Raw genomic sequence first — 26,870 nt, 5'->3', positions numbered from 1 at the left:
GCCTTCGCCCTGTGCACCCGAGGCGCCGGCGCCGCTGGCACCGCTGGCACCGCTGGCACCGCCCCAGCCGCCTTCGCGGCGGCGTCCGCGCCCGCGCGGCTGGCTGGCCGGAACCAGCGAGGCGGCGCGCGCCGCCGGGKCCACCGCTTCCACCGTCATGCCTTCCTTGAGACGGTCGGCGCCGTCCACCACCACGCGCTGGCCTGGCTCCACGCCCTTGGTCACCACCGTGCGGATGCCATCGGAGGGTCCCAGGGTGACCACCTGGACCTTGACCTTGCTGGTGTCGTCCACCACGTAGACGAAGGTGCCTTGCTGGCCGCGCTGGATGGACGCCACCGGCACCACGGTGGCGTCTTCCATCGTGTCCACGCGCGTGCGCACGTTGACGAACTGGTTGGGGAACAGCATGCCGTCGGTGTTCTGGAAGATCGCCTTGAGYTTGACCGTGCCGGTGGTGGTGTCGATCTGGTTGTCGGTGGTCAGCAGCTTGCCCTCGGCCAGGAGGTTGCGCGCCTGGCGGTCCCAGGCCTGCACGGCGACGTCCTCGCCGGCGTGCAGGCGCTTGAGTACGGACGGCAGGTTGTCTTCGGGGATCGTGTAGAGCACGGCGATCGGCTGGATCTGCGTGATCAGCGCGATGCCGTTGGTATCGTTGGTGCTGACGATATTGCCCGGATCGACCTGGCGCAGGCCGATGCGCCCGGATGCGGGGGCCAGGACGCGGGTGTAGCCGAGCTGCAGGCGCGCGCTGTCCACATTGGCCTGGTCGGTCTTGACCAGCCCTTCGTACTGGCGCACCAGCGCATCCTGGGTGTCGACCTGCTGGCTGGAGATGGAATCCTGGCCGAGCAGGGTACGGTAGCGCTTCTGGTCGAGCCGGGCGTTTTCCAGCAGGGCGCGGTCGCGCGCAAGCGTGCCCACGGCCTGGTCCAGCGTGGCCTGGAACGGGCGCGGGTCGATCTCGGCGAGCACGTCGCCGGCCTTGACCATCTGGCCCTCCTTGAACAGGACCTTGAGCATCGGGCCCGAGACCTGGGCCCGCACGGTCACGTTGGCCACCGGCGTCACGTTGCCCAGGCCGTTGAGGATGACGTCCATATTACGCCTGGCCACGGTGCTGACCACGACCGGCGAGCGCTGGGCGCCGGCGCCGCCGGGACCCCCGCGTCCGCCGGGGCCGCTGGCGCCACGCGCGCCGGGACCGGCCGCGCCGCCCTGGGCATCGGCGTTGGTGGCGGTGCGATGGTGATACCAGTACCAGCCGCCGCCGGCCAGCAGCACGATCAGCGCGGCGGCGATCAGTTTGCGGCGGTGCGAGACCGGCTTGCCGGACGGTGGCAGCTTAGCCTGTTGATTTTCTTCGGGGTTGGCCATGACCGGTTCCTGGGATGCGACGCGACGAAACGCGTTGTTCGATATTCGGGGTGGAAGAGGCAGAAGTATGCCGCAATGCCATCGGCATATGCCGCTAAGGGCACGTGGCGGCACGTCGTGCCGGCTGCTTCAGGTCGGTGCCGCGCGCTCCGGCGGCGCCGGTGGCAGCAAACATAAGCGAAGCATAATGCGCCTTGATTCCGTCGATGTTTCATTGCCGACGGCCTTTCTTACAGATCATTACCAGTGGCCCGGGTGTAATGCCCTGAAACAATTCGCCCGGATTGCCGCGCCCAGCCTAGCTATCATCTGCTTATGCGAGCCAATCAGCCTACCCAGATCCTGGTCGTCGACGACGATCCAGAACTCCGCGACCTGCTGCGCGAATACCTCAGCCAGCAAGGTTTTGCCGTGTCGGTCCTGCACGATGGCGAAGGTTTGCAGGCGCGCCTGGAGCGCGAGCGTCCGGCCCTGATCGTGCTGGACCTGATGATGCCCAAGGTCGACGGCCTCACCGCGCTACGCAACCTGCGCGCCAAGAACGACGATATCCCGGTGATCCTGCTGACCGCCCGCAGCGACGAGATCGACCRCATCGTGGGCCTCGAGATCGGCGCCGACGACTACCTCGGCAAGCCGTTCTCGCCGCGCGAATTGCTGGCGCGCATCAATGCCGTGCTGCGCCGCAAGCTGGCGCGCCCGGCATCCGCGCCGGAGGACCGCGAGGGACTGACCTTCGGGCCGTTCCGCGTGAATTTCCGCCAGCGCTCGCTGGTGCGCGGGGGCGAGGCCGTACCGATCAGCGACACTGAATTCGCGCTGCTCAAGCTGCTGCTGACGCACCCGCTGGAAGTGCTCTCGCGCGAGCGCGTCGTGGAGCTGATGTACGGCTCGGCGAGCGGCATCAGCGACCGCGGCATCGACGTGCAGATCTGGCGCCTGCGCCGCCTGCTCGACGAAGACGCGCAGCGGCCGCGCTATATCCAGACCGTGCGTGGCCGGGGCTATACCTTCGTGCCCGACGGAGCCGACGACATACCACGATGAAACTGCGCATCGATACCCTGTTCGGCCGCATCGCACTGCTGATCGCCGCCGTGCTGGTGCTGAGCCACTTCTCCTGGCTGGCAATCCTGCGCATGGACCGCCGACAGCAGCAAGTGGACTATTCGGTCGAGCAGATGCTGTTCCAGTTCGACAGTATCCAGCGCGCGCTCGCCGCTAAGCCGCCCGCGCCGCTGCCCAGCCTGGTCGAGGTGGCCAGCGAAGCCAGCGCGGCGGAGCACACCGTGGCGGCCAAGGGCCGCGCGCGGCGCCTGGTCGAGCAGTTCGCGCTGCGCCTCCCGGCCGGCAGCAAGGTGCGGCTGGAGGAGGAGGAAACCTCGCGCATCTGGGTCAAGCTGCCGCAGCGCCAGGACTGGATAGCCATGCCGGTGCTGTGGGTGCTCAACCCGCCCCCGGACAACCGCCTGGTGCCGGGCGTGATCCTGGTGGTCGGCGTGGCCATGGCGGTGGCACTGCTGATCGCCTGGCAGATCCAGCGCCCGGTGCGCGACATGGCGGCGGCGGCCGAGCAGCTGTCGCGCCAGCACAGCGTTGAGCCGCTGCGCGAGCGCGGCCCGCACGAGCTGCGCCAGCTGATCGTGCGCTTCAACCGGATGATGGCCGACCTGACGCGCATCGACCAGGAGCGCAACACCATGCTGGCCGGTATCGCGCACGATCTGAAGACCCCGCTGGCGCGGCTGCGCCTGCGCGCGGAGATGCTCGCCGATCCCAAGGCGGCGGCCGGCGTGACGCGCGATGTGGAATCGATGTCTGCCATCGTCGAGCAGTTCCTCACCTTCGCGCAGAGCGGCGAGCCGGCCGCGCGTCCGGTCCAGGTTGACCGCCGGCTCGGCGAACTGGCCGCTTCGCTGGCAGAGCAGGACAAGACAGTGGAGCTGTCGCTGACGGCGGGCGAGGGCTTCCGGATGATCGCCACCCAGCTCGACCGCATTGTCGGCAACCTGGTCGACAACGCCTATTCCTACGGCGCGCCGCCGGTGCGCCTGGCCACCTCGCGCCAGGCCGACGGCTGGCACATGGTGGTGGAGGACGAGGGCGACGGCATCCCGCCGGACGCCATGGAGAAGGTCACGCTGCCCTTCGTGCGGGCCCGCGCCGGTGCCGTGCGGGGCGCGCGCCGGCTCGCATGGTACAGAGATTGCTGCTCCTGACGRCTTTGCCCGCGCTGCCCGCCCAGGCGGCGCATCGTGCCGTTCCAGTCGATCAGGAGACGCATCATGGCAACTTTTGTCACCCTACTGAACTTCACCGATCAGGGGATCCGTACCGTAAAGGAAACAACCCGGCGTGCCGCCGCCGTTCGCGAAATGGCGAAGACCTGCGGTATCGAGATGAAAGACATCTATTGGACGCTCGGCAAATATGACCTCGTGGCGACCTTTTCCGCCCCCGACGAAGCCACCATGACCGCGTTTGGACTTTCCCTGGGCGCGGCCGGCAATGTTCGCTCGCAGACCCTGCGCGCCTTCTCCGCGGACGAGATGGATAAGATCCTTGCCAAGATGCCGTGAACGGGTCGCTCCGACCCGCGGCCCCCATGAAAAAGCCCGCGCGAAGCGGGCTTTTTCATGGGGGCTGGCGAGGCGGCGCGTCAGCTTGCTTTTTTCTTGTCGCCGATCCGGCTTTCCTTGCCGGCCAGGAGGTTGCCGATGTTCTGGCGATGGCGCACCACCAGCAGCACGCCGATCGCGAAGACCGCGCCGGCGATCACGTCGATGCCCGACATCAACACGTAGAAGAATGGCGCGAACACCGCCGACACCAGCGCGGCCAGCGATGAATAGCGGAAGAAGAAGGCGATGATCAGCCAGGTGGCCAGCGTGCCCAGTCCCAGCAGCGGGTCGATGGCGAACAGGATGCCGGCCGCGGTCGCCACGCCCTTGCCGCCGGCGAAGCCGAAGAACACCGGGAACAGGTGGCCCAGGAAGACCGCCACCGCCGCCAGCGCGACGCCGGTGTCGCCGATGCCGTAGGCCGGCCCGAAATGCTGCGCGAGCCAGACCGCCAGCCAGCCCTTCAGCCCGTCGCCGATCAGCGTCAGCACCGCGGCTTTCTTGTTGCCGCTGCGCAGGACGTTGGTGGCGCCGGGATTGCCGGAGCCATAGGTATGCGGATCAGGCAGGCCCATGGCCTTGCTGACCACGACGGCGAAGGAGATGGAGCCGATCAGGTAGGCGGAAATAGCGAGAATCAGGTTGGCCATGTGGGAAACGGGAATTTGAGGCTGGGCGGATTGTAGCGCGGTCGGCGCCGGTTCAGTTCCGTGACTTCCCCAATACCGGAGCACCGTCTTTGCGGCACGGCCCGCCCGGGTGCTTTCAGTCGGGCAGCGCGCATTCCACCGCCACCGCACCCGCCAGCTCGGTCAGCACGCCGGGCGCGATGCTGACCAGATAGCCGCGCCTGCCGCCGTTGATATAGATCTTCTCCAGCGCCAGCACGCCGGCTTCCACATACACCGGCATGCGCTTGCGGGTGCCGAAGGGCGATGTCCCGCCCACCATGTAGCCGCTGTGGCGCTGCGCGACTTCCGGCTTGCATGGCTGCACGCTCTTGCGGCCGGTCTGGCGCGCCAGGTTCTTGGTGGAGACCGAGCAGTCGCCATGCATCAGCACGATCAGCGGCTGCGCCTTCTCGTCCTCCATGACCAGCGTCTTGACCACGGCGTGTTCCGGCACGCCGAGCTGGCGCGCCGATTCGCCGGTGCCGCCGTGCTCCACGTAGTCGTAGGCATGCTCGCCGAAGGCCACGCCATGTTGCCTGAGGAACTGGGTGGCAGGGGTTTCGGATACGTGTTTGGACTTGCTCATGATTCGGTGAACTGGCGGTTTCGTCGCTCAGCCGCGCGGGTGGTGATGCTGGTGCAGCTCGCGCAGGCGCTCGCGCGCGACATGGGTGTAGATCTGCGTGGTGGAGATGTCGGCGTGCCCTAGCAGCAGCTGCACCACGCGCAGGTCGGCGCCGTGATTGAGCAGGTGCGTGGCGAAGGCATGCCGCAGCGTATGCGGTGACAGCGGGGCGTGGATGCCGGCTTCGCGCGCATGGCGCTTGATCAGGTGCCAGAAGGTCTGGCGCGTCATGCCGTCGCCACGCTGGGTGACGAACAGCGCGTCGCAGGCGCGCTCGCCGAGCAGGGCGGGGCGGCCCTGCGCGAGGTAGCGGCGCAGCCAGTCGCCGGCTTCCGCGCCGAACGGCACGAGCCGCTCCTTGTTGCCCTTGCCGCCGACCACGCGTGCCACGCCTTCGTTGAGGCCGACCTCCACGGTCTTCATCTGCGTGAGCTCGGACACGCGCAGGCCGCTGGCGTACATCAGCTCGAGCATGGTGCGGTCGCGCAGGCCGAGCGGGGTGCCGGTGTCGGGCGCCTCGAGCAGGGCTTCCACCTGCGCTTCGCTCAGCGTCTTGGGAAAGCGCGGCGGCTGCTTGGCCGGGCGCAGCAGCAGGCAGGGGTCTGCGGTGATCATGTGCTCGCGCAGCGCCCACTGGAAGAAGCGCTTGAACACCGTGAGCCGCCGGTTGGCCGACGATGCGCGCGTCTCCAGGTGGCGCGAGGCGATGTAACCACTGAGGGCTTCGTCGTTCACCTCGAGCAGCGCGCACACCGCATTGGCATGCAGCCAGCGCGAGAGCAGCGCGAGATCGCGCCGGTAGGCGTCGATGGTGTTCTGCGAGAGGCCGTCCTCGAGCCAGAGCGCATCGCAGAAACGGCCGACCAGGTCGAGGTCGGCCAGCAGCGCGGCTTCGTCAATGGTTTCGTCGATGGCGTCATCGCTGGCTTCGTCGCCCGCGTGGGCGGCGCCGCCGCGGGCGACGTCCGTGTCGTCGGTGGGGAGTCCGCTCATATCAGCAGCACGCCTTCGTGGCGCAACAGCCAGCGCTTGGTCTCGAGCAGGTAGCCATCTTCGCTGTGGTGGGCGAAGCCGCCGAGGCCGCCGGCGCCGACCACGCGGTGGCACGGGATCACCAGCGGGAACACATTGGAGCCGCACGCTTGCCCGACCGCGCGCGGTACGCTGGCGATGTCCCGCGCCATCGCGCCGTAGGTGGTGGTCTTGCCGCGCGGGACCGCGGCGATGGCCTGCCACACGCGGCGCTGGAACCCGGTGCCCGCCGGCGCCAGCGGCACATCGAGAGGGGCGTCGGGATCGGCGTAGTAGGCCTCGAGCTGCCGCGCCAGGCGTTCTGCGACGGCGCTGGCGGGCGCGATGAGGGGCATGCTGTCCGGCAGGTAGACGATCTCGCGGATCAAGTCACCCTCGGTGCGCACGCCGACCTTGCCGAAAGGCGCGGCGAGGATGGCGTCGAAAATGGAATGCATGGTTGGCCGGGCGGGATGCAGGGACGGAACGGATGGCCTTGCGGGCCATTCCGGATTCTAGTGCATGGCGCCGCCGCAATGAAAAAGGGCTTCCCTCGGGAAGCCCTTGCGTTGCCGGCAGGGATAGCCTGTCGCGTGTTGTCTCTCCTTCCCATTTCGTCGGAAATGGGCGCAAGACCTTCCACGGCGCAGGCTTGCCTGGCTTGCCTTGCGCTTACTGTTCGAGCTTGATGTTCTGCACCTTCACCAGGTTCTTCATCTTGTCGAACTCCTTCTTGATCTCGGCCGCGTGCTGCGCCGGCGTGTTGCCCGACGGCTCGGCGCCGGCGGCGCGCAGGCGCTGCTGGAAGTCCTTGTCCTGCAAGGCCTTGACGGCGGCGTCGTTGAGCTTCTTGATGACGTCGTCAGGCGTGCCGGCCGGGGCCACCAGGCCGTACCAGGCGGGGTCGTTCGGCTCCTTCAGTCCCATTTCGCCGAAGGTAGGCACATCGGGCAGCGAGTCCAGGCGCTTGTTCCACGCCACTACGATCGGGCGCAGCTTGCCGGCCTTGATATAGGGCATCGACGAGGGCAGGTTGTCCACCATGATCGGCACCTGGCCGGCCAGCACGTCGTTCAGCGCGGGACCCGCGCCGCGGTAGGGGATRTGGACCATGAAGGTCTTGGTCGAGACCTTGAACTGCTCGCCCAGCATGTGGCCGAAGGCGCAGGTGCCCGAAGTGGCGAACGAGTATTTGCCCGGGTGCGCCTTGAGCGCGGCCAGGAACTCCTTGTAGTCCTTGGCAGGGAAGTTCGGGTTGACCGCGATCACATTGGCCACGTTGGCCAGGTTGGTGATGGGCTTGAAGTCCTTGATGGGGTCGTAGGACAGCTTGGGATTGCAGGCCGGGTTGACCGCCATCGTCGATACGGTGGAGATGCCGATGGTGTAGCCGTCCGGCGGCGACTTGGCGATGGCGTCCGCGCCGATCGAGCCGCCCCCGCCGGCGCGGTTCTCCACCACCACCGGCTGGCCCAGGATGCGGCTCATCTGGTCGGCCGCGCCGCGGCCCACGATATCGGTGGTGCCGCCCGGGGCGAACGGGATGATCAGGCGGATCGGCTTGGTCGGAAAGCTCTGTGCCTGCGCGACCGACGCGGCGACTGCCAGACTCAGGGCCAGTGCAATCTTGCTTGTGTGCATGAGATCGTGTTTCCCATCAAAGACCGGGCGGGGATATCCGCCCAAGGTGAAGAACGCCGGCCAGGCACCCGCGGTGGCGGGGCGGTGTGGCCGGCGGCGTGAGTTGTGGCGGCGGGCCGTGCGGCGTTGCCGGTCCGCCGGCGTTCAGCCGCCCAGGAGCCCGCGCTTGAGATCCCGGTCGACCGGATGGTCGCCCAGGAAGATGCGCAGCACGGCCTGGTAGAAGTCCTCGCCCGGAATTGCCCTGCCGCGTGGCGTGCCGTTGATGGCGACCACGGTGCCGCCGTCGGGCGAGAAGTCGAAGTCGATCACGTCGCCTTTGCGGGCGGTGCCCATCTGCTCCATGGTCTGGCGTAGCTGGAGCATGCGGTCCGACAGGCGCAGCACCTGCATCTCGCTGTGATTTTCGCGGATGCCCTGGTTGAGCGCCTTGAAGAATGCCTCCGACCTTACCTCGCGCAGCGGCCGGATCTGCAGCCGCTTGGGGCCGGGCACACCCAGCACCACGGTGGCGWTGCGGGCTTTCTCCGGCAGGTAGAGCGCGGCCACGTAGCCCTTGATGACAAAGCCAGAGCGCAGGCCGGTGCCGTTGAGCTGCAATTCCTTGCCGCCCACGCGGGTTGCGTCGTCGATGCGCATGCCCTCGATCTCGCCGGCGCGCGCGTGCGGCGCCGGCAGGGCCAGCGCCGCGCCTGCGCACAGGACGAGCGCCAGCTGGCTTGCGCGATGGCGCAGCAGGGCGCGCGCGGACGGGGTACGACGGGGCAACATGAGGCGTGGACGGTACGACGGAACGTGCCATATTGGGCGAATTCTGGAACAATACCAATTGGTATCTGCCCTAGTCGGCACATGACGATGCCATCCTTCCGTCCCTTCCCATGGCCGGAACCTGGCCGCCACCGGCGCGGCGGCCATCACGAAAAATAAAACGAGACAATGTCTTTTGCCTTGCTGCTGGTGCCGGAYTTCAGCCTCATCCTGATTGGCTGGCTGCTGGTGCGCTACACGTCGTTCGACCGCGCGTTCTGGTCCGGCGTCGAACGCCTTGTGTACTTCGTCCTCTTCCCGGCGCTGCTGCTGCAGTCCACCAACAGCGCCAAGTTCGACTTTTCGTCGACTTCGGCCATGCTCGGGCTGGCCGTGATGACCACTGCCTTCGGCATGGCTGGCGGATACGCGGCCAAGTGGGCGCTGCGGCCCGCGCCGGTCGACTTCGCCTCCGGCCTGCAGACCGCCTTCCGCTTCAATTCCTATATCGGGCTGGCGCTGGCCGCGCGCCTGGGCGGCAGCGAGGGCCTGGCCATGATGGCGGTGATCGTCGGCTGCACGGTGCCGCTGTGCAATGTGGTGGCGGTCTGGGCCCTGGCCCGTCACGGCGAGGCGCGCGTGTGGCGCGAAATCGCGCGCAACCCGCTGATCCTGGCCACCGCGGGCGGCTTGCTGACCAACCTGCTGGGCCTGCATCCGCCGGAGGTACTGGCGACGACGCTGACGCGGCTGGGCTCGGCATCGACCGCGCTGGGGCTGATCACGGTGGGCGCCGGGCTGCAGATGCGCGGCGCCTCCGGCGCGGTCGGGCCGATGGCGTGGTGGAGCGGGGTCAAGCTGCTGGCAATGCCGTGCTTTGCGTGGGCGGTGGGGCGGATGCTCCCGCTGACGGAGCTGCAGTCGCAGATCGTGGTGCTGTTCGCTTCGCTGCCGACGGCGTCGAGCGCCTATATCCTGGCCGTGCGCATGGGCGGCAACGGGCCGATGGTGGCGGCCACCATCTCCGTGATGACCATCGCCGCCATCGTCACGACGCCGTTCTGGCTGTCGCTGGTCAGTTAGCCGGCTCAATCCGCGATGCAGGCCGGCGCGTCGGCGCCCACATCCTGCGCCAGCGCCCAGCCGATATGCTCGCGCACCAGCGGGCTGGCGTCGGCCTGGCGCGCGCCGAGCGCGGCGCGGATGCGCGCGGCGAGGGCGGCGTCGCCGGTCTCGCAGGCTGCGCGAAGGCTGTTGCCCAGGCCCACCGCCAGGTTGCGCAGCCAGCGCTCGTGGYCGATGCGGCGGATCGGGCTGCCTTCGAGTCGCTGGTTGAACTCCGTTTCCGTCCAGCCGAACAGCGTGACCATGTCGGGCGCCCCGAAGCCATTGCGCACGTCGAAGTCAGGCAGCGTCGCGCGGTGGGCAAACTTGTTCCAGGGACAGGCCAGCTGGCAATCGTCGCACCCGTACACGCGGTTGCCCATGGGGGCGCGCAGCGGCTCGGGGATGGCGCCCTTGTGCTCGATCGTCAGGTAGGAAATGCAGCGGCGCGCGTCGAGCCGGTACGGTTCGAGGATGGCCTGGGTCGGGCAGATGTCGATGCAGCGGCGGCAACTGCCGCAATGGGGCTCCAGCGGCTGGTCGGCGGGAAAGGGCACGTCGACCAGGATCTCGCCGAGGAAGAACATCGAGCCGCCGTCCCGGTCCAGCAGCAGCGTATGCTTGCCGCGCCAGCCCAGTCCGCCCTGCGTGGCCAGCGCCACCTCCATGACCGGCGCGGAGTCGGTAAAGACCCGGTAGCCGAACGGGCCGATGGCGGCTTCGATGCGGCTGGCGAGCTGCTGCAGGCGGTTGCGCAGCACCTTGTGGTAGTCCCGGCCGCGCGCATAGAGCGAGATCACCGCGGTGGCGGGATCGTCCAGCCGGGCCAGTTCGTGGCCGCGCCAGTCGGCTTCGCCGGAAGCCGGCAGGTAAGGCATGCGCGCCACGATGGCGCGTACCGTGCCGGGCACGAGTTCGGCTGGGCGGGCGCGCCGCAGGCCGTGGTTGGCCATATAATCCATGTCGCCGTGGTAGCCCTGTGCCAGCCACGCCATCAACCCCGCTTCCGCCCGGCTCAGGTCGACTTCGGCGATGCTGACCGCGTCGAAGCCCAGTTCCGCGCCCCACGTCCGGATCGAGCGCGCCAGCGCATCCAGCCGCGCGGCGTCCGCACGGGCGCCGCCGCTGGCGGGAGGAGGTTGGGTGGCGGCTGGCGCCTGGGTTGCACGGTCGATCATTCCCGAATTGTACGCAATGCCCTTGCTCGAAGAACGCACCTTGATCCTGCCAGACGAAGCCGCCACCGCGCGGCTGGGCGCGGCACTGGCCGGCGCGGCGCGCGCGTTGCCGCCGCAGACCGTGCACCTGCAGCTGTCGGGCGATCTTGGCGCGGGCAAGACCACGCTGTCGCGCGCGATCCTGCGCGCGCTCGGCCATCAGGGCAAGGTCCGCAGCCCCACCTACACGCTGTGCGAGCCGTACGCGGTCACGCGCGCGGATGGCTCGCCGCTGACCGTCTACCACTTCGACCTGTACCGTTTCGCCGATCCGGAGGAATGGGCCGATGCCGGGTTCCGCGACTGTTTCGCCGAACCCGCCGTCAACCTGGTCGAGTGGCCGGAGAAAGCCGGCCGGCTGCTCGGGGAACCCGACCTTCACTTGTTGCTCCAATCGGACACAAGCGACGCCGACGATGCTGCGGAGCGTCGGATGGTTACGCTTCGTGCCTATACTCAGACTGGACTTACCCTGCTTTGCGCATGCTGATCAAGCGACTCGCTACCGACCGTCCCGATGAATTGTTGCTGGCCCGCCGTAAATGGCTGGCGCAGTGTCTCAAGGCCGGCGCCGGCAGCGTGGTGCTGACGCTGGCGGGGCCTCAGATCGCCTTCGGCGCCGGCATCGTGGCCGTGCGCGTCTGGCCCGCCGAGGAATACACCCGCGTCACCATCGAGTCCGATGCGCCGCTGGCCGCCGTGCACCAGATGGTCCACGGCCCCGACCGCCTGGTGGTGGACATCGATGGCCTGGACCTGTCGCCTACGCTGCGCGAACTGGTGGCCAAGGTCACCTCCAATGACCCCTATATCCAGACCGTGCGCGTSGGGCAGAACCGCCCGCGCGTGGTGCGGCTGGTGTTCGACCTGAAGGAAGACGTCTCGCCGCAGGTGTTTACGCTGGCGCCGATCGGCAGCTACCGCAACCGCCTGGTGTTCGATCTCTACCCGGTCAACCCGCCCGATCCGCTGTGGAAGCTGGTGCGCGACACCGAGGACAAGCAGCGCCGCTTTGCCGCGACGCCGCCGCCGGCGGGCGCCGATGGTGTGTCCGGCGCGCCCGCCACGGGCGAGGAAGATGCCATCGGCGCGCTGGTGCGCAAGTTCGACGACAAGGGCGCCAATCCGGTGCCGGCCCTGCCGCCGATGGCGGCGAACCGGCCCAGGCCGCAGGCGCCCGCCACACCGCCCACGGCAGGCGCGCCGCCCGTGCCGCCGCTGGCGCAGAACAATGCGCCGCCCGCGCTGCCGGCCAACAATGCGCCGGCCGACCGGCCCTTCAAGATGCGCCGCCTGCTGACGGTGGCGATCGACCCGGGCCACGGCGGCGAAGACCCCGGCGCCACCGGCGCGTCCGGTTCGCGCGAGAAGGACGTGGTGCTGCAGATCGCGCACCGCCTGCGCGCCAAGATCGACGCGCAGCCCAATATGCGGGCCATGATGACGCGCGACGCCGATTTCTTCGTGCCGCTGAACGTGCGCGTGCAGAAGGCGCGCCGCGTGCAGGCCGACCTGTTCGTGTCGATCCACGCCGATGCCTTCCTGTCGCCGGAAGCCAAGGGGGCCTCCGTGTTCGCGCTGTCCGAGCGCGGCGCGTCGAGCAGCGCGGCACGCTGGATGGCCAACAAGGAGAACGCCTCCGATCTGATCGGCGGCGCCAACATGGGCAACAAGGATGCCCAGGTCGCGCGCGTGCTGCTGGACCTGTCCACCACCGCGCAGATCAACGACAGCCTGCAGGTGGGCAAGGCGGTGCTCGCGGAAATCGGCGGCATCAACAGGCTGCACAAGGGCAGCGTGGAGCAGGCGGGCTTTGCCGTGCTGAAGGCACCGGACATTCCCTCGATCCTGGTCGAGACCGCCTTCATCAGCAACCCCGAAGAGGAGCGCAAGCTCAACGACGAGAACCACCAGGAGCAGCTGGCCAACGCCATCCTGCGCGGCATCCGCAATTACTTCGCGCGCAATCCGCCTCTGTCGAAGAATCCGTCGGTGTAGGGCGGGGAGCCGCCGGAAGGCAGCCAGAAAGCAAAATGGCCGGCATCCGCCGGCCATTTTGCCTTGTGCGCGAAGACTCTTGTGCGCGAAGACTCTTGTGCGCGAAGACTCTTGTGCGCGAAGACTTACGCGCGTGCGGTGGCGCCATCGGGGAGCGCGTCGCGGTTGGCGTAGCGCGAGGCGATCACCGAGCAGACGATCAGCTGCAACTGGTGGTAGACCATCAGCGGCAGCACCAGCAGGCCCAGCGCCGGATGGCCGGCGAACAGGATCTTGGCCATCGGGATGCCGTTGGCCAGGCTCTTCTTGGAGCCGCAGAACACCGCGGTGATCTCGTCTTCCACCGAGAAGCCCAGGCGGCGCGCGGTGAAGGTGGTGGTGGCCAGGATCACCAGCAGCAGCACGGCGGCCAGGACCATCACCGCGCCGATGGTTTCCCAGTTGTACTTGCGCCACAGGCCGGCGGCGGTGGCGTCGCAGAACGAGGAATAGACGATCAGCACGATCACGCCGCGGTCGATCTTGTTGGTGACCTGCTTCTTCTTGGCCAGCCAGCTGGCGATCAGCGGGCGGGCCGCCTGGCCCAGTGCGAACGGCAGCAGCAGTTGCAGCGCCACGCCCATCAGCGCCTTGCCCAGCGGCATGGAGGCGCCGCTGGCGCTGATCACCAGGCCCATCAGCAGCGGGGTGGCGGCCATGCCGATCAGGCCGGAGATGGTGGCGTTGAAAATGGCGCCGGGCACGTTGCCGCGCGCCATCGATGTCATCGCCACCGAGGACGATACCGTCGACGGCAGCGCGCACAGGTAGAACACGCCCAGCAGCAGCTCGGCGGGCAGCATATGGCGCAGGCCGAACATCAGCGCCAGCCCGACCACCGGGAAGACGATATAGGTGAAGGTCTGCACGAACGCATGCAGGCGCCAGTGACGCGCGCCGGCCACCAGCTTGTCGCGCGACAGCGCCGCGCCGTGCAGGAAGAACACCAGCGCCACGCCCAGATTGGTGACAAGGCCCAGGTGCAGCGGACCGTCGCCGGTGCCGAGCTGGGGCGCCAGCAGCGCRATGCCGATGGCGGTGAGCATGATCAGGACGAAACCGTCGATCAGGTCGTAGATTTTCTTGAAGGGTGAGAGGATGGCGGACATGACAGCAGTGTTGGATAAGGGTTTCGCCTAGTATTGGACGCCACCGCAGCCTAGAATGCAAATTCATTTATCGCATTCATTGATCTCATAAACGCATGAATTACACATTGCGCCAGTTGCGGGTGTTCCTCGCCGTGGTCGGGCACGGCAGCTTCAGCCGTGCCGCTGATGCCGTGGGGCTGACCCAGCCCGCCGTCAGCCGGGGCGTGGCTGAGCTGGAAGAAGCACTTGGCGTGCGCTTGCTCGACCGGACCACGCGCGAAGTGGTGGTGACCGAGGCGGGCCAGGCGCTGGCGCCGGCCATCGAGCGCCTGCTAGGCCAGCTCGACGACACACTGGAAGAAACACGCCAGCTGGGGGAGCGCTATCGCGGGCGGGTCGTGATTGCCAGCGCACCCACGATCTCGGCGCGCCTGATGCCGCTTTACGTCTCCGCCTGCGCGCGCCAGTACCCGGACATCCGCCTGAGCGTGCGCGATAACGTGCAGGCCGACGGGCTCGAGCAGATCCGTGCCGGCGCGGTGGATTTCGGCGTGCTGATCGACCCGCTGGCGCGCGAGGGGCTGACCATCGCGCCGCTGGCCACCGACCCGTTCTGCTTCGTCTGCCGGCGCGACCATCCGCTGGCCAGCGCGGAGTCGGTGCCCTGGAGCGCGCTGGACGGCATGCCGCTGGTCCTGCTGGATTTCGCCTCGGGCAGCCGGCCGCTGATCGACCGCATCTTCGCCAGCCACGGCGTGGCGCCGAGCGTGGTGCAGGAGCTGGGGCATTCGGCCAGCGTGTTCGGCATGGTCGAGGCCGGCATCGGCGCCTCGGTGCTGCCGTCGTTCTCGCTGCCGCTGCCGGCGGCGTCGCCGCTGGTGTGGCGCCCGCTCACGCCGCGCGAGGAGCGGCGCATCGTCATGGTGTGCCGCGAGGACCGCTCGCTGTCGCCCTCCGCGGCGGCGGTCTGGCAGATGGTGCAGAGCCTGCCGCTGCCGGCCGAGCCCGCCATGCCGTAGGCTGGTTGGGCCCGGCCGGCGTTCAGGCGCGCGTCGCCGTCACCATCACGGCCTCCAGCGCAAAACTGCCGTCAGCCTGCACAAGATAGTGGTCGCGGACTTCCGCCGGCGCCAGCTGCCACAGGTGCCGGATGGCCGCCACCGCCACCTCGGGCGTGCGCATGCGCTGCACCCAGCTGGCGAATTCCAGTTCGATCCGCCACACCGGCGACACGCTGGCCGCGAAGCCGGCGGTCGCCAGCATCGCCAGCCAGGCGCGGCCGGTGTAGTCGCGGATATGGGAAGGATCGCGCAACAGTTCCACCGACTGCAGCCAGGTGTCGAGCAAGGGATCCTCGGCGCCGGCGATATCGATCAGCACGACCCTGCCGCCGGGCTTGAGCACCCGGTGCATCTCGGCCAGCGCCGCCGGCACGTCGCGCCAGTGGTGGGCGCTCATGCGCGAGATCACGGCGTYGAAGCTGGCATCCTCGAACGGCAGCGATTCCGCCGCACCCTGGCGCGTGACGATATTGCCCAGGCCCTTGTCGCGCGCGGCGGCTTCCACCACCGCCAGCATCTCGGCCGAGAGATCGTAAGCCGTCACTTCGGCGGCGGCGCCCGCCGCGGCAAAGCTGGCGTGGCCGGCGCCACAACCCAGGTCGAGCACGCGCGCCGCGGGGATGTCCGCCAGCGCCCGCGCCAGCTGCTGCAGGTCCGCGCCCTGGGCGTGGACCGCGCTGGTGAGGTAGGCGCTGGCGGTCGCGCCGAACTGGGCGGCGACAAGGTCTTGTTGTTGCATGGGGTTCTCCTGGCGGCGCTGGCCGCTGGTGGGTTCTGGTGACCGGGGACCGGGAATCTGGAGGCCACCCGGCGGGACTTGCCCTTCAGGTGGCTTCGACGTACTGTAGCAGGCTGTTTTCCCGGTACAAGTCACCGATTTATCCTGGTATAAAACGCACCAGCTTCTACTGGATACCGACCAGGGCCTGCCCCGACGACCTGATGAACGACACCACGCCACTTGCAGAAGCCGCTGCCCCGAATGACGCCGCCAGTGAGCGCGAGCTAACCCGCGAAGCCGTGCTCGGGCGTTTCCTGCGTGCGCACCGCGAGCGGCTGGCACCGTCCGAAGTCGGCCTGGCCCCGGGCCGGCGGCGGCGCACGCCGGGCTTGCGCAGGGAAGAGCTGGCGCAACTGGCGGGGCTGAGCGCCACCTGGGTGACATGGCTGGAGCAGGGGCGCCCGGTAGCGCTGTCCGCGCGTGCGCTGGACGGCCTGGCGGGCGCGCTGCGGCTGTCGCGTGCCGAACGTGCCTATCTGTTCGAGCTGGCCGGCCGCCGCGACCCGATGCAGGCACAGGACACGCACGTGCCGGCGACCGTGATGGCGAGCGTGGAAGCGATCAGCGGCCCGGCCTACCTGCTGGACCGGCAGTGGAACGCACTGGTGTGGAATGCCGCGGCGGCGGACCTGTTCGTGGGATGGCTGGACGACGCCAGCAGTGAGCGCAACCTGTTGCGCAGCATGTTCCTGTCGCCGGGGCTGCAGGCGCTGGTGGAAGACTGGCCGCACCGGGCGGCCCGGCTGGTGGCGGAATTCCGCGCCCACAGCATCCGCCATGCCGAAGATCCACCCACGCGGGCGCTGGTCGAGGGCCTGCTGGCCGAAAGCCCGGCCTTTCGCGCGGACTGGGTCTCGCAGGATGTGGAGGAGCGGCAGGGCGGCCGCCGCGGTTTCCTCCATCCGCGGCGCGGCTTGCTGCATTTCGAGCAGCTCACGCTGGTGCCGGCCGCCGCGCCGGGATTGACGCTAGTGATGCTGATGCCGGCGCACAGCGCCGGCTGAACTTACTTCGGCTGCATGCGGATGGCGCCGTCGAGCCGGATCACCTCGCCGTTGAGCATGGTGTTGCCGAGGATGGCGCCGACCATCTTGGCGTACTCGGCCGGGCGGCCCAGGCGCGGCGGGAACGGTACCATCTTGCCGAGCGCGTCCTGCACTTCCTGCGGCATGCCCAGCAGCATCGGCGTCTCGAAGAGGCCGGGCGCGATGGTCATGCAGCGCACGCCGTCGCGCGACAGGTCGCGCGCGATGGCCAGGGTCATGGCCACCACGCCGCCCTTGGAGGCGGCGTAGGCGGCCTGGCCGATCTGGCCGTCGAAGGCCGCCACCGAGGCGGTATTGACGATCACGCCGCGCTCGCCTTCGGCGTCGGGCGTGTTCTGCACCATGGCCGCGGCAGCCAGCCGGATCATGTTGAAGGTGCCGATCAGGTTGACGCGGATGGTCTTGTCGAAGGCGTCGAGCGGGTGGGGGCCGTTCTTGCCGACCGTCTTGTTGGCGGTGGCGATGCCGGCGCAGTTGACCAGCCCGGCCAGGCGGCCGAGCGCGGTGGCGGCGGCCACCACGGCCTGTCCATCGGCCTCGCTGGTGACGTCGCAGCGCACGAAGCGCCCGCCAAGCTCGGTGGCCAGCGCCGCGCCGGCGGCTTCGTTGAGGTCGGCGATCACGACCTTGCCGCCGGCCGCGGCCAGCATGCGGGCGCTGCCTTCGCCCAGGCCCGACGCGCCGCCGGTGACGATGAATACGTTGTCGCGGATTTCCATGCCTGTCTCTCTCCTTCGATCTCGGGGTTCGGAATTTGCAATGCCGTTGGATCGGCATGTTGGCATAACGTTTACGTAAACGTCAATCGAGAGTCAGCGATGGTCGTCCCGCCGGCATCGCCGGCATCGCCCGCACGCCGGCGCCGCAAATGAAAAAGGCAGCCCGAAGGCTGCCTTTTCCCGGTGGCGCGGCGCGGGCGCCGCTGCTGCCGCTTACTTCAGTGCGTCGAACACGCGCGCGGTGATGTCGTCCACGCTGCCCACGCCCGCGATCTTGCGATACTGCGGCGGCGCGACCTTGGCGGTGCCATCGCCCTCGGCGGCCCACTTGGAGTAGTAGTCCACCAGCGGACGGGTCTGCTGCGAGTAGACGTCCAGGCGTTTCTTGACGGTCTCTTCCTTGTCGTCGTCGCGCTGGATCAGCGGCTCGCCGGTGACATCGTCGAGGCCTTCGGCCTTGGGCGGGTTGTACTTGACGTGATAGGTACGGCCCGAGGCTACGTGTGCCCGGCGGCCGCTCATGCGCTCGATGATGGCGTCGAACGGCACGTCGATCTCCAGCACGTAGTCGATCGCCACGCCCGCTTCCTTCATGGCTTCGGCCTGGGGAATGGTGCGCGGGAAACCGTCGAACAGGTAGCCACCCTTGCAGTCGGCCGCCTGCAGGCGATCCCTGACCAGGCCGATGATGATGTCGTCAGACACCAGGCCACCTGCGTCCATCACCTTCTTGGCTGCCACGCCGAGCGGCGTGCCTGCCTTCACCGCCGCGCGCAGCATGTCGCCGGTGGAGATTTGCGGGATGCCGAACTTCTCGCAGATGAACTGGGCTTGCGTGCCTTTGCCGGCGCCGGGCGCGCCCAACAGGATCAAACGCATTTACGGGTCCTCAGAGTTTTGAATCTGGTAAGGCGGGGGATAGAAGGAGGGTAACGCCGAAACTTGACGCGAGGCTTACCGCGCCGCAAGTGCGGCACGCCTCGGATCGGAGTCTGGTCTGTTGACGGCCGGTACGCTGTTGGCCGCTACCGATGGCGGCGGACGGGTACCGGACGGGCTCGCTCTTTCATCTCCCACCGAGCCTTGGCCGGGCGCCTGGCGCCCGACGGCTCTGTATCGTCGAGCATTATGCCATGAGGCGGCGCGAAAACGGCCTGCAGCCGTGGTGAGAACTGTCATGACACTTGTGCCGGTGATGCCGTGCCGGTATCGGCGGCGGGCGGTCCGGCCCGCTCGGATGTGACTTCAGGGACCTTCCTGCGCCATCGACTGTGCCCACAGCGCGCGCACGCGCTCCAGGTCGGCCTGCGTATCGACACCCGGCGCGGGCGCGGCGGCGGTCTGCAGCACGCCGATGCGCTCGCCATGCCACATCGCGCGCAGCTGCTCGAGCGCCTCGGCCTGTTCCAGCGGCGCCGCCGCCAGCGTGGGGAAGCGCCGCAGGAAGCCGGCGCGGTAGGCGTACAGGCCGATGTGACGCAGCACCGGCATGCCCGGCAGCGCCACCTGGGCCGTGGCGGCGGCCTGCGCGGGGACACCGGCCCAGGCATCGCGCGCCCAGGGAATCGGCGCCCGCGAGAAATACAGCGCGCGTCCGGCGGCGTCGCACACCACCTTCACCACATTGGGATTGAAGACTTCGGCAATCTCGCCGATCGGATGGGCGGCGGTGGCGATGGCGCAATCGGCATGGTGCGCCAGGTGCAGCGCCACTTCGTCGATCAGGCCCGGCTCGATCAGCGGCTCGTCGCCTTGCACGTTGACCACGATGGCGTCATCGGCCAGGCCCAGCAGCGTGGCCACTTCGGCCAGGCGGTCGGTGCCGGACGGATGGTCGGAGCGTGTCAGCAAGGCCTCGATGCCATGCGCGGCGCAGGCGGCCGCCACTTCAGGCGCATCGGTGGCCACCACCGTACGCGCGGCGGAGCTCGCGTGGGCGCGTTCGGCCACGCGTACGATCATGGGCCTGCCGCCGATATCGGCCAGCGGCTTGTTGGGCAGCCGGGTCGAGGCCAGGCGGGCCGGAATGACGACAGTGAAGGCGGGCAGGGACATGGCGCGTGCTTGGCGTGCTTGGATGGCGTTCGATGGGCGTTCGATGCTTATTCGGGCGAGACCAGCCGGCCCGGCACGGTCTGGCGGGCCTCGTCGGCCAGCATCACGGGAATGCCGTCGCGGATCGGGTAGGCCAGCTTGTCGACCTGGCAGATCAGCTCCTGGGCGGCGCGGTCGTGTTCCAGCTTGCTCTTGCAGAGCGGGCAGACCAGGATTTCAAGCAGCCGGTTGTCCATCTCGTGTTTCCTTGGTGTGGCCTGCGGCGGCCGCTGCACCTGCCGCGCCGGAGGCGGACTGGGCATGCGCGGCGACAGCGCGGCGAATTTTGTCGATCAGGCCCGCGTCGATCACGGGCGTGGTGGGAACGACCCAGATCCGCGGATCGAGCGGGTCGCTGAGGCGCTCGCATTTTACGGCATCCTTCTCCGTGATCAGGATGGCGTCAGCCGCGCGCGCGACGGGATCGTCGGCGAAAGGGTCCTCGGCGAAGTCGTAATGGTCCGGCAGCGGCATGGTGTCCGGCTGCAGGCCGGCCGCGCGCAGGCTGGCGAAGAAGCGCTCCGGGTTGCCGATGCCGGCCGCGGCCAGCACGCGCTGCCCGGCGAACGCGGACAGCGGACGCGCCATGGTCGGGTCGGCCAGCTGCCAGGCTTCGTCCAGCTCCAGGCGCATGCCGTAGACCTCTGGCCGGGCCGGGCTGGCACGGAATTCCGGGTCATTGATCAGGGTGGCGTCGCGACGGCGCGACAGCGGCTCGCGCAGCGGGCCCGCCGGCAACAGGAAGCCGTTGCCGCCCATGCGCGCGTCGAACATCACGATCTCGAAGTCGCGCTGCAGCCGGTAGTGCTGCAGGCCGTCGTCGAGCAGCAGCACATTGACGCCGGGATGGGACACCAGCATGGTCTGGGCGCATAGCGCGCGGTCCGGGAAGACCCATACCGGCACATCGGCGGCGCGCGCGATCAGCAGCGGCTCGTCGCCGACGTCCTTGGCCTGCGAGGTCGGCTTGACCCGGCGCGGATGCCTGAGCTTGACGCCGTAGCCGCGCGAGACCACGCCCGGGCGCAGGCCGGCCTCAGCCAGCGCATGGGCCAGGGCGATCACGGCGGGGGTCTTGCCGGTGCCGCCCACCGTGACATTGCCGACCACCACCACCGGCATGGGCAGTCGCGTGGAGCGGTACCAGCCGCGCCGGTAGGCCAGGCGGCGCCAGCCGCTGACCAGGCCGAACACCCACGACAGGGGCAGCATCAGCCAGGCGAACCAGCCACGGCGCTGCCACTGGGCGGTCACGAAGTCGGCTAGGGCGTGGCGGGGAGCGGGCATGTGGCGTCGGGAAAGGACGGGCGGTAACGGTGAAAGGGGGGGCGCGAAAGAGAGCGCGGCATAACGCGGCACTCCGGGCGGGCCGCGGCGCGCAGCGTGTCGCGCCCGGCTTATCCAACCATTATGGGCACCTTGAGGCGCCCACGGCAAGGCCGGGGTTTGCCGGCCTTCGCGCAGCGCCGGCCCGGCGCCGGCTCAGCGCGCCTGCGAACTCTGCGTGGCGAAGGTCAGGCGCGACAGGCCGGCCAGGCGCGCGGCTTCCATGACATTGATCACCGACTGGTGGCTGGCCTGCGCGTCGGCATTGACGATCAGCACGGGCGGCTGGCCGCTGCCGGTACCTGCCACCTCGCGCAGGCGCGCGGCGAGGCTGGTCACGTCCTGCTGGTCCATGACCTGCTTGTTGATGGCGTAGACGCCCTTGGCCGATACCGTCACCACGATCTCGCCCGGGCGCTGCTGGGCCTTCTCGGCATCCGCGGTGGGCAACTGGACCTGGAGTTCGGTGTAGCGCGAATAGGTGGTCGTGATCATCAGGAAGATCAGGATCACGAGCAGGACGTCGATCAGCGGGATCAGGTTGATCTCGGGTTCTTCGCGCCTCTGGCGGGAACGGAAGTGCATGGCGGTCAGTAGCGCATTAGGCCCGGCGCTGCGGCAGGATGGCATCCAGGAACGCCGTGGCGCGGAATTCCAGCTCGGCCACGTAGTCGTCCACGCGGCGGCGGAAATAGCGCCAGAAGATCAGCGCGGGAATCGCGATGATCAGGCCGAAGGCGGTGTTGTAGAGCGCCACCGAGATGCCGTGCGCGAGCTGTTCTGGGCTGGCGCCGGAGCCGCCCTGGCTGCCAAAGATCTCGATCATGCCGATCACGGTGCCCAGCAGGCCCATCAGCGGCGCCACCGAGGCGATGGTGCCGAGCGCATTCAGGTAGCGCTCCAGCTCGTGCGCTACCGCGCGGCCGGCTTCTTCCACCACTTCCTTGGCAGCGTCGCGCGAGGTATGGGGCTGCAGCACGACGTGGCGCAGGCCCGCCGCCAGCACGCGGCCCAGTGGCGAATTCTGTTCGAGCGTGCTTACCACCTCGGGCGTGGCGCGGCGCTGGTGCGCCACCGTCAGCGCCTCCTCATACAGCCTGGGCGGCAGCACCTTGCTGCGCTTGAGGCTGAGGAACCGTTCGACGACCAGCGCCAGGGCGATGACCGAGGCGATCAACAAGGGCCAGATCGGCCAGCCGGCCGCTTGAATGATGGAAAACACGTGGAACCCCGAAATTCGACGGCTTGTTTGCAGGCCAGCCGCTGCAGCCGTACGCGCGCTGGCTCTGTTGGAAAAAATCAGGCGCCACTCTAACCCGCGGCGGCGTGGCGCGGCAAGACGCTGGACCGTGGTGTATCGGCGGCGCATCGCCGCAGCCTGGCGTCGCCCGGCGGGATGTCCACATCCAGGCGGGACAGTGCTGTGGATGGATTGTGGACAGCTGCCTGACAAGCCTGTCAGGTTATTGATTCAAAAGGAAAAATCCCTGGCAGCCTAAAAAACAGGCAGCCAGGTTGTGATGCGGACCTCCTTCCACGAGATGGAAACCGGCGGCGGTGGGGTTTACGGATGTCCACATAAAAGCAGGACAGGATTGTGGACCGGTTGTGGACAGCTGCCTGGAAACGACCCTAAGTCATTGAATGGAAAACCTATTTTATGTGCTGCTCAAATAATGTGCAGTGGGGGCCAGACAGGGCGGATAAGGGTCGTCGCGGGCACGAATCGCAAAAAAATCACCCATGTCTCTCATTTTCCACATTCGGCCGGGACAGGCTTGTGGACGGGTTGTGGAAAACTGGCTGGAAAACAGGATAAGTCATTGATTACAAATAAAACTAACTTTCCTGATTAAAAATTGGGCAGGGGGCGAAAAGCCTGCGGTTTCGTGACAGATTCGTGTCGGGCGACGTTTGTGATGCCGGGAGCCTTTTCCACGGCGACGCGACTGCTTTTCCGGATTGCCCACAGGCGCGTGGCCCCCGGCGGCAAAGTAATCCACAGGCAGGAGCCACACATTCAGGTTGTCCAGAGTTCCTGTGGATAACTTTGTGAACAAGCCGGGGGTGCAGCCGGTAAGTCGTTGACGCATAAGKGGTTTGCTTACATTGCCTAAAAAATAAGACGGAAGAAACCACATAAGAATCAAAGGCTTGTGTCAAGTCATGCGGCTTTGCGGGTCGCAGGGCCTCCTTGCACCAAGAGGCTTGACAGACCGGTTATGCTGTGGACATGTCAATTCCACGCCGCTTGCGCGGCCGCGCCGCATGCCCGAACCGCTGAACTTTTCGCGTGAATCACAGCCCATGGCACCCGGTGGCGGGCGCGAAGCCATTCCCGTCGGCGAGCTCAACCATGCCATCGCGCAGGTGCTCGAGCGCAACTTTCCGCTGACCTGGGTAAGGGGCGAAATCTCCAATTTCACGCGTGCTGCGAGCGGGCACTGGTACTTTTCGCTCAAGGACGCGCGCGCCCAGATCCGCTGCGTGATGTTCCGGGGGCGCAATCAGCATGTGGACTTTGCGCCGCGCGAAGGCGAGGCGGTGGAAGTGCGCGCGCTGGTGTCGATGTACGAGGCACGCGGCGAACTCCAGCTCGGCGTGGAGGCCATGCGCCGCGCCGGCATCGGCAATCTGTACGAAGCGTTCCTGCGCCTGAAGGAAAAGCTCTCGCAGGCCGGGCTGTTCGCGCCGGAACGCAAGCGTGCCGTGCCCGCCCACCCGCGCACCATCGGCGTGGTCACTTCGCTGCAGGCGGCGGCACTGCGCGACGTGCTCAGCACGTTGCGCCGGCGCGCGCCGCACGTGCCGGTGGTGGTCTATCCGGTGCCGGTGCAAGGCGCGGGCGCCGCCGACAAGATCGCCTCGATGATCGATCTGGCCAGCGCGCGCAATGAGTGCGATGTGCTGATCCTGTGCCGTGGCGGCGGCAGCATCGAAGACCTGTGGTCGTTCAACGAGGAAAGCGTGGCGCAGGCCATCGCGCGCTGCGCCGTGCCGCTGGTGTCGGGTGTCGGCCATGAGACCGATTTCACCATTGCCGATTTCGTGGCCGATGTGCGCGCCCCCACCCCCACCGGTGCCGCCGAGCTGGTCAGCCCGGACCGGGCCCACATGCTGATGCAGGCCATGCGCGCACGCCACGCACTGGCCCAGTGCATGCAGCGCCAGCTCGACCGCCGCGCCCAGAACCTGGACTGGCTGGCGCGCCGCCTGCGCAGCCCCCAGGCGCAACTGCAGGAGCGCCGCTCGCAGGTCGACAACCTCATGCGGCACCTGCGCAGTGCGCTGCGCGATACCGTGGCTGCCCAGCGTCACCGGCAGCAGGTGCTGGCCATGCGCTGGGCCGCCGGTCGCCCCGATCTGGCGCTGGCCCAGGCGGAGCTGCGCCGTGCCGCGCTGCGCATGCGCGACGCCACCCAGCGCCAGCACGAGCGCGCCGGCCAACGCTGRCAGCGCGCCGCCGGCGCGCTGGAGCTGCTGGCGCCGCAACGCACGCTGGAACGCGGCTACGCCGTGCTCATCGACCAGCGCGGGCGCGCGCTGCGCTCACCGTCCGAGCTGCGCGCCGGCAGCACCATCGAAGTCCACCTGGCCGAGGGCGTGGCCGACGCCGCCATCGCCAGCGTGCAGCCGCGGCTGGCAGATCTGTAGGCGCGCCGCGGGCGTCGGCGAGGCACCGACAGCAAGCGCATATCGATGAACCTAATATGATCGAGGGGGCTTTGTTTTCCGCGTTTGCGCGGGTCTGGCAAGTCCCCTACAATCGACAATTCCTGAGAATTACTGATCTTCAACCCCACAGAGACAGAACAATGGAACATACTCTCCCCCCGCTGCCCTACGCGCATGATGCGCTCGCTCCGCACATCTCCAAGGAGACCCTGGAGTTCCACCATGACAAGCACCACCAGACCTACGTCACCAACCTGAACAACCTGATCAAGGGCACCGAGTTCGAGAACTCGTCCCTCGAGGAAATCGTCAAGAAGTCCTCCGGCGGCATCTTCAACAACGCCGCGCAGGTGTGGAACCACACCTTCTACTGGGACTCGCTCAAGCCCAACGGCGGCGGCCAGCCGACCGGCGCACTGGCCGATGCCATCAACGCCAAGTTCGGCTCGTTCGACAAGTTCAAGGAAGAGTTCACCAAGACCGCAGTCGGCACCTTCGGTTCGGGCTGGGCCTGGCTGGTGAAGAAGGCCGACGGTTCGCTGGACCTGGTCTCGACCTCCAACGCTGCCACGCCGCTGACCACCGACGCCAAGCCGCTGCTGACCTGCGACGTGTGGGAACACGCTTACTACATCGACTACCGCAATGCCCGTCCGAAGTACGTCGAGGCATTCTGGAACGTCGTGAACTGGGACTTCGCCGGCCAGAATTTCGCTGGCTGAGCGCGCGTTTGCGCGTGACTGCGGTGCGACAAGGCAATCCGGCAAGCGGCGAGACCGTTTGCCAGAAGCCGGACTAGACGGCGCGCCGCAGTCTGAAGCCTGGCGCAGGTAGTACAAGGAAGAGGGCCCTCCATTGCGAGGGCCTTCTTTTTGCCCGCCGTCGACGATGGCCGGCTACGGCCTCCCGGCGGCCCGCTGCTGCGGCCTGGCGGCGGCAGCGCTCGCGCAGGCCGCGCTGACTGTGCTGAATGCGTTCCGTCCCGCGTAGCTCGCCAGCTCGCCGAGCTCCGCCTCGATGCGCAGAATCCGGTTGTACTTCGCCACCCGGTCCGACCGGCAGAGCGAGCCGGTCTTGATCTGCGTTGCCGACGTTCCCACGGCAATGTCGGCAATGGTGGTGTCTTCCGTTTCCCCCGAGCGGTGGGATACCACCGCCGTGTATCCGGCTGCCGTCGCCATCGAGATCGCCGCGAGCGTTTCGGTCAGCGTGCCAATCTGATTGGGCTTGATCAGGATGGAGTTGGCAATGCCCTCGCGGATCCCGCGCTCCAGGGTAGCGGTGCTGGTGACGAACAGGTCGTCGCCCACCAGTTGCAGGCGCTGGCCCAGCGCCTGCGTCAGCAGCTTCCAGCCGGCCCAATCGTCCTCGGCCATACCGTCTTCGATGGTGACGATGGGATAGGCCTTCGCCAGCGAGCCCAGGTAGTCGCAAAAGCCCGCCGCGTCGAAATGCTTGCCTTCGGATGCCAGGCTGTAGACGCCATTCTCGTACAGCTCCGAACTGGCCACATCCAGGCCGAGCACGATATCCGTTCCCGCGCGATAGCCGGCGAGATCGATGGCGGCGAGGATGGCCTCGAGCGCGGCTTCGTTCGATGGCAGGTCCGGCGCGAATCCGCCTTCGTCGCCCACTGCCGTGGCAAGCCCGCGCTTGCGCAGCACGCTTTTGAGCGCGTGGAATACTTCGGCCCCCCACTGCACGGCCTGTGCGAACGAGACGGCACCTACCGGCAGGATCATGAACTCCTGGATGTCGACGTTGTTGTCGGCATGGGCGCCGCCGTTGATGACGTTCATCATCGGCACCGGCAGGACAAAGCGTGCCGGGTTGCCGAAGCGCCGGTACTGCGGCACGCCCTCGGACGCCGCCGCGGCGCGCGCGGTGGCCAGCGACACGGCGAGCAGCGCGTTGGCGCCCAGCCGCGATTTGGCCGGCGTGTCGTCGGCCTGCAGCAGCAGGCCGTCCACCGCGGACTGGTCGGCGGCGTCGCACCCGACCAGCATGGCGCTCAGTTCGTGGT

28 protein-coding genes are annotated in these 26,870 nt (G+C 68.0%); 10 read left to right on the top strand and 18 right to left on the bottom strand.

The window, feature by feature from the left end; translation table 11 throughout:
- Positions 1 to 1,377, bottom strand: a 1,377-nt coding sequence (locus tag AC1DO7_RS24140) for an MdtA/MuxA family multidrug efflux RND transporter periplasmic adaptor subunit (RefSeq protein WP_477116648.1), incomplete at its 3' end; no start/stop codon positions are given.
- A gap of 315 nt (positions 1,378 to 1,692) precedes the next feature.
- On the opposite strand from AC1DO7_RS24140, the gene AC1DO7_RS24135 reads away from it, so the two are divergent.
- The 3 genes from AC1DO7_RS24135 to AC1DO7_RS24125 all read left to right on the top strand — a co-directional run bounded on the left by AC1DO7_RS24135 (position 1,693) and on the right by AC1DO7_RS24125 (position 3,956).
- Entirely contained in the window at positions 1,693 to 2,424 is a 732-nt protein-coding gene (locus AC1DO7_RS24135; RefSeq protein ID WP_477116647.1) for a response regulator, read from the top strand.
- Positions 2,421 to 3,596, top strand: coding sequence for a histidine kinase dimerization/phospho-acceptor domain-containing protein (locus AC1DO7_RS24130; RefSeq protein ID WP_477116646.1), 1,176 nt, complete (start codon positions 2,421 to 2,423; stop codon positions 3,594 to 3,596). Before AC1DO7_RS24135 ends, AC1DO7_RS24130 begins: the two co-directional genes overlap by 4 nt.
- 66 nt (positions 3,597 to 3,662) lie before the next feature.
- Entirely contained in the window at positions 3,663 to 3,956 is a 294-nt protein-coding gene (locus AC1DO7_RS24125; RefSeq protein ID WP_441612716.1) for a GYD domain-containing protein, read from the top strand.
- Between the two features lie 80 nt (positions 3,957 to 4,036).
- Here the strand turns inward: AC1DO7_RS24125 and plsY are convergent, their stop codons facing one another.
- The 6 genes from plsY to AC1DO7_RS24095 all read right to left on the bottom strand — a co-directional run bounded on the left by plsY (position 4,037) and on the right by AC1DO7_RS24095 (position 8,717).
- A complete protein-coding gene (plsY, locus tag AC1DO7_RS24120) occupies positions 4,037 to 4,648 on the bottom strand; it encodes a glycerol-3-phosphate 1-O-acyltransferase PlsY (protein ID WP_441612715.1) in 612 nt (203 codons plus the stop codon).
- Between the two features lie 115 nt (positions 4,649 to 4,763).
- Positions 4,764 to 5,255: an aminoacyl-tRNA deacylase gene (locus tag AC1DO7_RS24115; protein WP_441612714.1), complete on the bottom strand. Its 492-nt coding sequence runs from the start codon at positions 5,253 to 5,255 to the stop codon at positions 4,764 to 4,766.
- Between the two features lie 27 nt (positions 5,256 to 5,282).
- Positions 5,283 to 6,287, bottom strand: coding sequence for a site-specific tyrosine recombinase XerD (xerD, locus tag AC1DO7_RS24110; protein ID WP_441612713.1), 1,005 nt, complete (start codon positions 6,285 to 6,287; stop codon positions 5,283 to 5,285).
- Positions 6,284 to 6,763, bottom strand: a complete 480-nt coding sequence (locus AC1DO7_RS24105; RefSeq protein WP_441612712.1) for a methylated-DNA--[protein]-cysteine S-methyltransferase — start codon at positions 6,761 to 6,763, stop codon at positions 6,284 to 6,286. Before AC1DO7_RS24105 ends, xerD begins: the two co-directional genes overlap by 4 nt.
- 214 nt (positions 6,764 to 6,977) lie before the next feature.
- Entirely contained in the window at positions 6,978 to 7,946 is a 969-nt protein-coding gene (locus AC1DO7_RS24100; protein ID WP_441612711.1) for a tripartite tricarboxylate transporter substrate binding protein BugE, read from the bottom strand.
- Between the two features lie 144 nt (positions 7,947 to 8,090).
- Positions 8,091 to 8,717 (bottom strand): chalcone isomerase family protein, encoded by a 627-nt coding sequence (locus AC1DO7_RS24095; RefSeq protein ID WP_477116645.1) that lies wholly within the window; start codon positions 8,715 to 8,717, stop codon positions 8,091 to 8,093.
- Between the two features lie 168 nt (positions 8,718 to 8,885).
- Here AC1DO7_RS24095 and AC1DO7_RS24090 point away from each other — a divergent pair, with 168 nt between their 5' ends.
- The gene (locus AC1DO7_RS24090; RefSeq protein WP_441612709.1) at positions 8,886 to 9,779 is read left to right on the top strand and encodes an AEC family transporter; all 894 of its coding nucleotides are present in this window, start codon (positions 8,886 to 8,888) and stop codon (positions 9,777 to 9,779) included.
- A gap of 5 nt (positions 9,780 to 9,784) precedes the next feature.
- Here the strand turns inward: AC1DO7_RS24090 and queG are convergent, their stop codons facing one another.
- Positions 9,785 to 10,978 (bottom strand): tRNA epoxyqueuosine(34) reductase QueG, encoded by a 1,194-nt coding sequence (gene queG / locus AC1DO7_RS24085; protein WP_477116644.1) that lies wholly within the window; start codon positions 10,976 to 10,978, stop codon positions 9,785 to 9,787.
- Positions 10,979 to 10,994: 16 nt separating this feature from the next.
- Here queG and tsaE point away from each other — a divergent pair, with 16 nt between their 5' ends.
- A complete protein-coding gene (gene tsaE, locus AC1DO7_RS24080) occupies positions 10,995 to 11,507 on the top strand; it encodes a tRNA (adenosine(37)-N6)-threonylcarbamoyltransferase complex ATPase subunit type 1 TsaE (protein WP_441612733.1) in 513 nt (170 codons plus the stop codon).
- Complete coding sequence (locus tag AC1DO7_RS24075) at positions 11,501 to 13,015, top strand: N-acetylmuramoyl-L-alanine amidase (RefSeq protein ID WP_441612707.1); 1,515 nt, start codon at positions 11,501 to 11,503, stop codon at positions 13,013 to 13,015. Before tsaE ends, AC1DO7_RS24075 begins: the two co-directional genes overlap by 7 nt.
- Before the next feature lie 125 nt (positions 13,016 to 13,140).
- Here the strand turns inward: AC1DO7_RS24075 and AC1DO7_RS24070 are convergent, their stop codons facing one another.
- Positions 13,141 to 14,163 (bottom strand): bile acid:sodium symporter family protein, encoded by a 1,023-nt coding sequence (locus AC1DO7_RS24070; protein ID WP_441612706.1) that lies wholly within the window; start codon positions 14,161 to 14,163, stop codon positions 13,141 to 13,143.
- A 95-nt stretch (positions 14,164 to 14,258) separates the two neighbouring features.
- Between AC1DO7_RS24070 and AC1DO7_RS24065 the strand changes: the two genes are divergently transcribed.
- Positions 14,259 to 15,164: a LysR family transcriptional regulator gene (locus AC1DO7_RS24065; RefSeq protein ID WP_441612705.1), complete on the top strand. Its 906-nt coding sequence runs from the start codon at positions 14,259 to 14,261 to the stop codon at positions 15,162 to 15,164.
- 22 nt (positions 15,165 to 15,186) lie between these two features.
- Here AC1DO7_RS24065 and AC1DO7_RS24060 read toward each other — a convergent pair whose 3' ends face one another.
- Complete coding sequence (locus tag AC1DO7_RS24060) at positions 15,187 to 15,945, bottom strand: class I SAM-dependent methyltransferase (protein WP_477116643.1); 759 nt, start codon at positions 15,943 to 15,945, stop codon at positions 15,187 to 15,189.
- A gap of 203 nt (positions 15,946 to 16,148) precedes the next feature.
- Here AC1DO7_RS24060 and AC1DO7_RS24055 point away from each other — a divergent pair, with 203 nt between their 5' ends.
- Entirely contained in the window at positions 16,149 to 16,991 is an 843-nt protein-coding gene (locus AC1DO7_RS24055; RefSeq protein WP_441612703.1) for a helix-turn-helix transcriptional regulator, read from the top strand.
- 2 nt (positions 16,992 to 16,993) lie between these two features.
- Here AC1DO7_RS24055 and AC1DO7_RS24050 read toward each other — a convergent pair whose 3' ends face one another.
- The 7 genes from AC1DO7_RS24050 to AC1DO7_RS24020 all read right to left on the bottom strand — a co-directional run bounded on the left by AC1DO7_RS24050 (position 16,994) and on the right by AC1DO7_RS24020 (position 22,394).
- The gene (locus AC1DO7_RS24050; protein ID WP_441612702.1) at positions 16,994 to 17,752 is read right to left on the bottom strand and encodes a 3-hydroxyacyl-CoA dehydrogenase; all 759 of its coding nucleotides are present in this window, start codon (positions 17,750 to 17,752) and stop codon (positions 16,994 to 16,996) included.
- A 213-nt stretch (positions 17,753 to 17,965) separates the two neighbouring features.
- Complete coding sequence (adk, locus tag AC1DO7_RS24045; protein WP_441612701.1) at positions 17,966 to 18,631, bottom strand: adenylate kinase; 666 nt, start codon at positions 18,629 to 18,631, stop codon at positions 17,966 to 17,968.
- A gap of 366 nt (positions 18,632 to 18,997) precedes the next feature.
- Positions 18,998 to 19,807, bottom strand: a complete 810-nt coding sequence (gene kdsB / locus AC1DO7_RS24040) for a 3-deoxy-manno-octulosonate cytidylyltransferase (protein WP_441612700.1) — start codon at positions 19,805 to 19,807, stop codon at positions 18,998 to 19,000.
- 47 nt (positions 19,808 to 19,854) lie between these two features.
- Entirely contained in the window at positions 19,855 to 20,043 is a 189-nt protein-coding gene (locus tag AC1DO7_RS24035; protein ID WP_441612699.1) for a Trm112 family protein, read from the bottom strand.
- On the bottom strand, positions 20,024 to 21,133 hold the full coding sequence (lpxK, locus tag AC1DO7_RS24030; RefSeq protein ID WP_441612698.1) for a tetraacyldisaccharide 4'-kinase: 1,110 nt from the start codon (positions 21,131 to 21,133) through the stop codon (positions 20,024 to 20,026). The genes AC1DO7_RS24035 and lpxK overlap by 20 nt, the downstream gene beginning before the upstream one ends.
- Positions 21,134 to 21,328: 195 nt before the next feature.
- On the bottom strand, positions 21,329 to 21,757 hold the full coding sequence (locus AC1DO7_RS24025) for an ExbD/TolR family protein (protein ID WP_441643356.1): 429 nt from the start codon (positions 21,755 to 21,757) through the stop codon (positions 21,329 to 21,331).
- A 16-nt stretch (positions 21,758 to 21,773) separates the two neighbouring features.
- A complete protein-coding gene (locus AC1DO7_RS24020) occupies positions 21,774 to 22,394 on the bottom strand; it encodes a MotA/TolQ/ExbB proton channel family protein (RefSeq protein ID WP_441612696.1) in 621 nt (206 codons plus the stop codon).
- A gap of 1,046 nt (positions 22,395 to 23,440) precedes the next feature.
- On the opposite strand from AC1DO7_RS24020, the gene xseA reads away from it, so the two are divergent.
- Together xseA and sodB are read left to right on the top strand one after the other, a co-directional pair.
- A complete protein-coding gene (gene xseA, locus AC1DO7_RS24015; protein ID WP_477116642.1) occupies positions 23,441 to 24,826 on the top strand; it encodes an exodeoxyribonuclease VII large subunit in 1,386 nt (461 codons plus the stop codon).
- Between the two features lie 161 nt (positions 24,827 to 24,987).
- Positions 24,988 to 25,569: a superoxide dismutase [Fe] gene (sodB, locus tag AC1DO7_RS24010; RefSeq protein ID WP_441612694.1), complete on the top strand. Its 582-nt coding sequence runs from the start codon at positions 24,988 to 24,990 to the stop codon at positions 25,567 to 25,569.
- Positions 25,570 to 25,743: 174 nt separating this feature from the next.
- Here sodB and eno read toward each other — a convergent pair.
- Positions 25,744 to 26,870 (bottom strand): phosphopyruvate hydratase (gene eno / locus AC1DO7_RS24005; protein WP_477116641.1); only part of this gene is annotated, 1,127 nt, incomplete at its 5' end.

The organism is Cupriavidus sp. 05N40 (assembly GCF_056397305.1).
The sequence above is the reverse complement of the archived record's forward strand: the minus strand, read 5'-3'. Positions and strand labels throughout refer to the sequence as shown.

What these genes read in the sequence shown, in the direction of transcription:
- AC1DO7_RS24130 (WP_477116646.1), top strand. Translation starts at nt 2,421, where the DNA reads ATGAAACTGCGCATCGATACCCTGTTCGGCCGCATCGCACTGCTGATC.
- AC1DO7_RS24125 (WP_441612716.1), top strand. Translation starts at nt 3,663, where the DNA reads ATGGCAACTTTTGTCACCCTACTGAACTTCACCGATCAGGGGATCCGT.
- plsY (WP_441612715.1), bottom strand. Translation starts at nt 4,648, where the DNA reads ATGGCCAACCTGATTCTCGCTATTTCCGCCTACCTGATCGGCTCCATC.
- AC1DO7_RS24115 (WP_441612714.1), bottom strand. Translation starts at nt 5,255, where the DNA reads ATGAGCAAGTCCAAACACGTATCCGAAACCCCTGCCACCCAGTTCCTC.
- xerD (WP_441612713.1), bottom strand. Translation starts at nt 6,287, where the DNA reads ATGAGCGGACTCCCCACCGACGACACGGACGTCGCCCGCGGCGGCGCC.
- AC1DO7_RS24105 (WP_441612712.1), bottom strand. Translation starts at nt 6,763, where the DNA reads ATGCATTCCATTTTCGACGCCATCCTCGCCGCGCCTTTCGGCAAGGTC.
- tsaE (WP_441612733.1), top strand. Translation starts at nt 10,995, where the DNA reads ATGCCCTTGCTCGAAGAACGCACCTTGATCCTGCCAGACGAAGCCGCC.
- AC1DO7_RS24065 (WP_441612705.1), top strand. Translation starts at nt 14,259, where the DNA reads ATGAATTACACATTGCGCCAGTTGCGGGTGTTCCTCGCCGTGGTCGGG.
- AC1DO7_RS24055 (WP_441612703.1), top strand. Translation starts at nt 16,149, where the DNA reads ATGAACGACACCACGCCACTTGCAGAAGCCGCTGCCCCGAATGACGCC.
- AC1DO7_RS24050 (WP_441612702.1), bottom strand. Translation starts at nt 17,752, where the DNA reads ATGGAAATCCGCGACAACGTATTCATCGTCACCGGCGGCGCGTCGGGC.
- adk (WP_441612701.1), bottom strand. Translation starts at nt 18,631, where the DNA reads ATGCGTTTGATCCTGTTGGGCGCGCCCGGCGCCGGCAAAGGCACGCAA.
- kdsB (WP_441612700.1), bottom strand. Translation starts at nt 19,807, where the DNA reads ATGTCCCTGCCCGCCTTCACTGTCGTCATTCCGGCCCGCCTGGCCTCG.
- AC1DO7_RS24035 (WP_441612699.1), bottom strand. Translation starts at nt 20,043, where the DNA reads ATGGACAACCGGCTGCTTGAAATCCTGGTCTGCCCGCTCTGCAAGAGC.
- lpxK (WP_441612698.1), bottom strand. Translation starts at nt 21,133, where the DNA reads ATGCCCGCTCCCCGCCACGCCCTAGCCGACTTCGTGACCGCCCAGTGG.
- AC1DO7_RS24025 (WP_441643356.1), bottom strand. Translation starts at nt 21,757, where the DNA reads ATGCACTTCCGTTCCCGCCAGAGGCGCGAAGAACCCGAGATCAACCTG.
- sodB (WP_441612694.1), top strand. Translation starts at nt 24,988, where the DNA reads ATGGAACATACTCTCCCCCCGCTGCCCTACGCGCATGATGCGCTCGCT.